The organism is Streptomyces mabaensis, assembly GCF_053763515.1.
Genome location: NZ_JBSOPZ010000057.1, coordinates 23119 through 29621, shown reverse-complemented (window position 1 = coordinate 29621; position 6503 = coordinate 23119). Strand labels below are relative to the sequence as shown.

Annotated in this window: 6 protein-coding genes; 4 read left to right on the top strand and 2 right to left on the bottom strand. The window is 72.4% G+C overall.

From position 1 onward, the window contains the following. Nucleotides 1–141 precede the first annotated feature (141 nt). Together ACWV17_RS32155 and ACWV17_RS32150 are read right to left on the bottom strand one after the other, a co-directional pair. Nucleotides 142–348 carry an acyl-CoA carboxylase epsilon subunit gene (locus ACWV17_RS32155; RefSeq protein WP_455352834.1) on the bottom strand — a complete coding sequence of 69 codons (207 nt, stop codon included), beginning with the start codon at nt 346–348 and terminating at the stop codon, nt 142–144. 14 nt (nt 349–362) lie between these two features. Further along, a complete protein-coding gene (locus tag ACWV17_RS32150; protein ID WP_455352833.1) occupies nt 363–1958 on the bottom strand; it encodes an acyl-CoA carboxylase subunit beta in 1596 nt (531 codons plus the stop codon). A gap of 106 nt (nt 1959–2064) precedes the next feature. Between ACWV17_RS32150 and ACWV17_RS32145 the strand changes: the two genes are divergently transcribed. From ACWV17_RS32145 to ACWV17_RS32130, 4 genes are all read left to right on the top strand, one after another. Further along, nucleotides 2065–2928: a biotin--[acetyl-CoA-carboxylase] ligase gene (locus ACWV17_RS32145; RefSeq protein ID WP_455352832.1), complete on the top strand. Its 864-nt coding sequence runs from the start codon at nt 2065–2067 to the stop codon at nt 2926–2928. Between the two features lie 129 nt (nt 2929–3057). Further along, complete coding sequence (locus ACWV17_RS32140; protein WP_455352831.1) at nt 3058–4266, top strand: adenylate/guanylate cyclase domain-containing protein; 1209 nt, start codon at nt 3058–3060, stop codon at nt 4264–4266. Between the two features lie 93 nt (nt 4267–4359). Next, nucleotides 4360–5160 (top strand): enoyl-CoA hydratase/isomerase family protein, encoded by an 801-nt coding sequence (locus tag ACWV17_RS32135; RefSeq protein ID WP_455362433.1) that lies wholly within the window; start codon nt 4360–4362, stop codon nt 5158–5160. A gap of 126 nt (nt 5161–5286) precedes the next feature. Beyond that, entirely contained in the window at nt 5287–6435 is a 1149-nt protein-coding gene (locus ACWV17_RS32130; RefSeq protein WP_455362432.1) for a diguanylate cyclase domain-containing protein, read from the top strand. The last annotated feature ends 68 nt before the right edge of the window (nt 6436–6503 follow it).

Sequence of the window (6503 nt, the reverse complement as noted above, 5' to 3'; positions counted from 1 at the left end):
CTCTTTCCTCTTCTCCTTCCCCCCCCCCCCCCCCCCCCCCTCCCCCCTCCTCCCCCCCCCCCCCTCCCTCCTCCCCCCCCCCCCCCCCCCCCCCCCCCCCCACCGTGCTTACGGACTAGTTACCGGCGAGTGAACTACCGGTTATCCCGGCCAGTAGGTACGGCCCCACGCGCGCGGGCCCGGCAGTGGCAGCCGGTGGCGGGCCACCCGTGCCGGGGCCGCCCACTCGTCCGGGATCCGGGGCGCGCCGACGGCCGAGTTCGCCAGCGCCGCGGCGCGCGCCTGGACCACCGCCAGGGCGGCGGCGAGCTCCTCCGGGGTCGGGTTGCCCTTGACGACCTTGATCATGTGAGCGCCCCTTCCTAGAGCGGGATGTTGCCGTGCTTCTTCGGAGGCAAGGATTCCCGCTTTGTGCGGAGCTGACGCAGCCCCCGCACGATGTGCCGCCGGGTCTCCGACGGCATGATCACGGCGTCGACGTAGCCGCGCTCGGCCGCGGTGTACGGGTTGAGCAGGGCGTCCTCGTAGTCCGTGATCAGCTCGGCGCGGGTGGCCTCCTGATCCTCGGCGGCCGCGATGGTCCGCCGGTGCAGAATGTTCACCGCGCCCTGCGCGCCCATCACCGCGATCTGCGAGGTCGGCCAGGCCAGGTTGAGGTCGGCGCCGAGGTGCTTGGAGCCCATGACGTCGTACGCGCCGCCGAACGCCTTGCGCGTGATCACCGTGATCAGCGGGACGGTCGCCTCGGCGTACGCGTAGATCAGCTTCGCGCCGCGCCGGATGATGCCGCCGTACTCCTGGTCCACGCCGGGCAGGAAGCCGGGGACGTCCACGAAGGTCAGCACGGGCACGTTGAACGCGTCGCACGTACGGACGAAACGTGCCGCCTTCTCCGAGGCGTTGATGTCCAGGCAGCCGGCGAACTGCATCGGCTGGTTGGCGACGATGCCCACCGGGTGACCCTCGACCCGCCCGAAGCCGGTGACGATGTTCGGCGCGAACATGGCCTGGGTCTCCAGGAACTCGCCCTCGTCCAGCACGTGTTCGAGCACCGTGTGCATGTCGTACGGCTGGTTGGCGCTGTCCGGGATGAGCGTGTCCAGCTCGCGGTCGAGGTCCGAGAGGTCGAGGTCCGCCTCCTCGGGGAAGGCAGGCGGCTCGGACAGGTTGTTCGACGGAAGGTAGGACAGCAGCGACTTGACGTACTCGATCGCGTCCTTCTCGTCGCCCGCCATGTGGTGCGCCACCCCGGAGGTGGTGTTGTGCGTGCGGGCTCCGCCCAGCTCCTCGAAGCCCACGTCCTCGCCGGTGACCGTCTTGATGACGTCCGGGCCGGTGATGAACATGTGCGAGGTCTGGTCCACCATCACCGTGAAGTCGGTGATCGCGGGGGAGTAGACCGCGCCGCCGGCGCACGGGCCGACGATCAGCGAGATCTGCGGAATCACGCCGGAGGCATGGGTGTTACGGCGGAAGATCTCGCCGTACATGCCGAGGGCCATGACGCCCTCCTGGATGCGGGCGCCGCCGGAGTCGTTGATGCCGATGACGGGGCAGCCGGTCTTCAGGGCGAAGTCCATCACCTTGATGATCTTCTGGCCGAATACCTCGCCGAGCGCGCCGCCGAAGACCGTGAAGTCCTGCGAGAAGACGGCGACCGGGCGGCCGTCGACCGTGCCGTAGCCGGTGACGACACCGTCTCCGTACGGTCGGGTCTTCTCCAGACCGAAGCTGGTGGAGCGGTGCCGGGCGAATTCGTCCAGCTCGACGAAGGACCCCTCGTCCAGGAGCAGCGCGACCCGCTCACGGGCCGTCAACTTCCCCTTGGCATGCTGCTTCTCCACGGCGCGCTCGGAGCCCGCATGCGTCGCTTCGTCAATGCGGCGTTGCAGATCCGCGAGCTTGCCCGCGGTCGTGTGGATGTCTACATCGCGCTTGGCGATCTCGGACTCTGACATCGGGATGCGGCTCCCTGCCTGGTCAACCGGATGGCTACTGCCACGTAGCGTATCGGCGTGCATGGCGCTCGGCAGTGCGTCGTTTGCCACACCTAATGTGGCTTGCATGACGCCCCAGGATGCTCCAGACAGCCGCTGGTCCGACCTCGGCCGGCCGCCCCTCAACACCACCGCGCTGCGCCGGGGCCTGCTCCGGCCGGGCGGGCTGTGGACCGCGCTGGACATCGTCCAGACCACCGGTTCCACCAACAGCGACCTGGCGGCCCGGGCCGCGCAGACCCCGGAGGGGGCCGTCCTCGTCGCCGAGGAGCAGACCGCCGGCCGCGGCCGGCTCGACCGCGACTGGTCGGCGCCCGCGCGGTCCGGGCTGTTCTTCTCCGTACTGCTGAAGCCTTCCGACGTACCCGTCGAACGGTGGGGCTGGTTGCCGCTGCTCGCCGGGGTCGCCACCGCGACGGCCCTGTCCCGCGCGGCGGGTGTCGACACGGCCCTCAAGTGGCCCAACGACCTGCTGGTCGCCGTGGAGGGGGAGGAGCGCAAGGCCGGCGGCATCCTCGCCGAGCGGGCCGGCGGCACCGGGGGAGGCGTTGTCATCGGCATCGGCCTGAACGTCTCGCTGACCGCGCAGGAGCTGCCGGTGCCCGGCGCGGGCTCACTGGCGCTGGCCGGCGCGGTGTCGGTGGACCGCGACACCCTGCTGCGGGCGGTGCTGCGGTCGCTGGAGCAGTGGTACGGCGAGTGGCGGGAGGCCGGCGGCGACCCGGACCTCAGCCGGCTGCAGGAGTCGTACGCGGCGGGCTGCGCGACGCTCGGCCGTACCGTACGGGCCGAGCTGCCGGGCGGGCGGTCGCTGACCGGCGAGGCGGTGGCGGTGGACGCGGACGGGCGGCTCGTGCTGGCGACCGGCGCCGGGGTGCAGGAGCCGGTCGGAGCGGGGGACATTGTGCACCTGCGGTCCGTTGACTCATGAGACGGCCGTGAGACCCGCATGAGGTCGCCGTGAGATGAAGGAGTGAGCTACGGCACACCTGCCGTATGGTTTAGACGATCCGCGACAGATCGGCAGGGCAGTGCGCAGGGAACGGGCAGGAGGCGGTAGGTGACCGTCGATGACACGGGTTCCGGCGCGGGCACGCCCTCTCCCAGCGGAAGCGGCAACACCAGCGGCAGTGGCAGCGGTAGCGGAAGTGGTAGCAGCGGAAGCGGCAGTGGGGTCCACCAGCACCCGCCGCACCACGCCGTCGACCACACGGTCGAGCCGACCGCCGACCCGCTCGCCATCCGGCTCGAACACCTGATCCTGGGCGCCGAGCGCCGCTACACGGCCTTTCAGGCGGCCCGCACGGCCGGCGTCTCCATGGAGCTCGCGTCCCGTTTCTGGCGGGCCATGGGCTTCGCGGACATCGGCCAGGCCAAGGCGTTGACGGAGGCGGACGTGCTCGCCCTGCGGCGCCTCGCAGGTCTGGTGGAGGCGGGGCTGCTGAGCGAGCCGATGGCGGTGCAGGTGGCCCGGTCCACCGGACAGACCACCGCCCGGTTGGCCGAATGGCAGATCGACTCTTTCCTGGAGGGGCTGACCGAGCCGCCCGAGCCGGGCATGACCCGCACCGAGGTCACGTACCCGCTGGTCGAGCTGCTGCTGCCGGAGCTGGAGGAGTTCCTGGTCTACGTCTGGCGGCGGCAGCTGGCGGCGGCGACCGGCCGCGTCGTCCAGGCCGCGGACGACGAGGAGATGGTCGACCGCCGGCTCGCGGTCGGCTTCGCGGACCTGGTCGGCTTCACCCGGCTGACCCGGCGGCTGGAGGAGGAGGAACTCGGCGAACTGGTCGAGGCCTTCGAGACCACGGCGGCGGACCTGGTCGCCGCGCACGGCGGCCGACTGATCAAGACCCTCGGCGACGAGGTGCTGTACGCGGCGGACGACCCGGGGACGGCGTCGGAAATAGCGCTGCGGCTCATCGAGACGATGAGAAACGACGAGACCATGCCGGAGCTGCGCGTCGGAATAGCGTTCGGCACGGTGACGACCCGCATGGGCGACGTCTTCGGCACGACCGTCAACCTGGCCAGCAGGCTCACCTCGATAGCGCCGAAGAACGCGGTGCTGGTGGACGGGGCGCTCGCGGAGGAACTGAGCCGTACGGGAGACGCGCCGACCTCCGAGGCGGAGGCCGCGGCGGCGGCGGAGCTGGCGGAGAAGGCGGGCGAGGAAGCGCCGACGTACCGCTTCGCGCTCCAGCCGATGTGGCAGCGCCCGGTGCGAGGCCTGGGCGTGGTGGAGCCCTGGCTGCTCACCCGCCGCCCCTAGCCGTGACCTGTCCCCCCGTTCCCCGGCGCCTCGCGTCGGGGCATGGGGGGCCGCCTATGATCCCGGTCAACGATCGTTAACCGGGAGGGCGTCATGAGCGAGCAGCGGTTCGGGGAGTTCGTCGTTGTGCGGCGGCACGAGGAGGGGCATGTCGCCGAGCTCGTGCTCGACCGGCCCAAGGCGATGAACGCCGTGTCCACCGAGATGGCGCGGTCCATCGGGGCGGCCTGCGACGCGCTGGGCGCCGACCGCGACGTACGCGTCACCGTCGTGACCTCCACCCACGAGCGCGCCTTCTGTGTCGGCGCCGACCTCAAGGAGCGCAACTCCTTCAGCGACGCCGAGCTGGTCCGGCAGCGGCCCACGGCCCGGGCCGCCTACACCGGTGTGCTCGAACTGCCGATGCCGGCCGTCGCCGCTGTACACGGGTTCGCCCTGGGCGGCGGCTTCGAGCTGGCGCTGGCCTGCGATCTGATCGTGGCCGACCGTACGGCCGTCGTCGGGCTGCCCGAGGTGTCCGTCGGCGTGATCCCGGGCGGCGGCGGTACCCAGCTGCTGCCGCGGCGCGTCGGCGCCGCCCGCGCGGCCGAGCTGGTGTTCAGCGCGCGCCGGGTGGCCGCGGACGAGGCGCGCGACCTGGGACTGGTCGACCAGCTGGTGGACGAGGGCCGGGACCGGGACGAGGCGCTGGCCCTTGCCGCACGCATCGCGGGGAACTCCCCGGTCGGCCTGCGGGCCGCGAAGCGCGCGCTGCGGCTCGGGCACGGGCTGGACCTGCGGGCGGGGCTGGAGGTCGAGGACGCGGCATGGCGGTCGGTGGCCTTCTCGGGCGACCGGGCCGAGGGCGTGGCCGCGTTCAACGAGAAGCGCAAGCCTCAGTGGCCGGGTGAGTGAAGCCCGAGCCGCGTGGGACGGCTGGGGTGCGCGGGGCCTGAGTGACGGAGGGTGATCGCGCTCGGGCGGATGACCGTATGGGCCATCAATCGACCAAAACCCGGCAAAACTCCCTAACCTGGGGTGATGGGCGTTGACGGGCGGCTCCGAGCAGTGGTGGGCCTCGCGCAGGCCATGGCGGCGGCGCATACTCCGCGTGAAGCCGTGCACGCGGCCGCGCGCGGGGCCCGCGTCGCCATGGACGGCTGCTTCGCCGCCATTTCCACCTGGGAGCGGGAGCGCGGGCGACTGCGCGTCCTGGTGAACGAGGGGGAGCGGACCCCGGGGGAGGAGGAGTTCCCCCAGGAGGAGTCGTACCCCGTGCACGACTTCCCCGAGATCACCGAATTCCTGCACGAGCAGTGGGCCGGCGGTGGCGGGCCGCACGCCTGGGTGGAGACCGCCGAGGGCGAGCGGATCGGCGCCGGCCCGTACTGCCACCAGCGCGTCGCCGCCCTGCGTCGGCGCGGCCGCGGCAGCTGCGTGGTCGCGCCGATCGTGCTGCACGGGCGGGCGTGGGGCGAGCTGTACGTCGCCCGCCCGACCGGCAGGCCGGTGTTCGGCACCGCGGACGCGGACTTCGCGACGGTCCTGGCGGCCGTCATCGCCGCCGGGCTGGCCCAGACGGAACGCCTGGAGGAGGCGCGCCGGCTCGCCTTCACCGACCCCCTGACGGGGCTGGCCAACCGGCGGGCCGTGGACATAAGGCTCGACGAGTCGCTGGAGCTGCACCGGGTGCACGGCACGGTCGTCAGCCTGATGGTGTGCGACCTCAACGGCCTCAAGCGCGTCAACGACTCCCTCGGCCATGCGACGGGAGACCGCCTGCTGGAGCGCTTCGGCTCGGTCCTCTCGCTCTGCGGCGCGCGGCTGCCGGGCGCCCTGGCCGCGCGCCTGGGCGGCGACGAGTTCTGCCTGCTGTCCGCCGGGCCCACGGCCGACGAGGTGGTCGCGGTCGCCGAGGAGCTGTGCACCCGGGCGGCCGATCTGGAACTGGGTGAGGGGGTCGCCTGCGGGGTCGCCTCGACCGGTGACCCGATCGGGCCGGTGCACTCGGCCCGCCGGCTGTTCCGCCTGGCCGACGCCGCCCAGTACAAGGCCAAGGCCGCGCGGTCACCGAAACCGGTGGTGGCAGGCCGGGACGGCGCCGTCGTCCGGCTCGCGGACGCGCCGCCGAGCGGCACCCAGGAGCGCCGCCGCTTCCGTGGCCGGGGAACCCCGCCCACCCGGCCCTGAGACGTACCCGGCGGGTGCCCCGAGGGGTATCAGTGGGTAAGGGGCCAGTCCCGGATCCGGTAGTGACA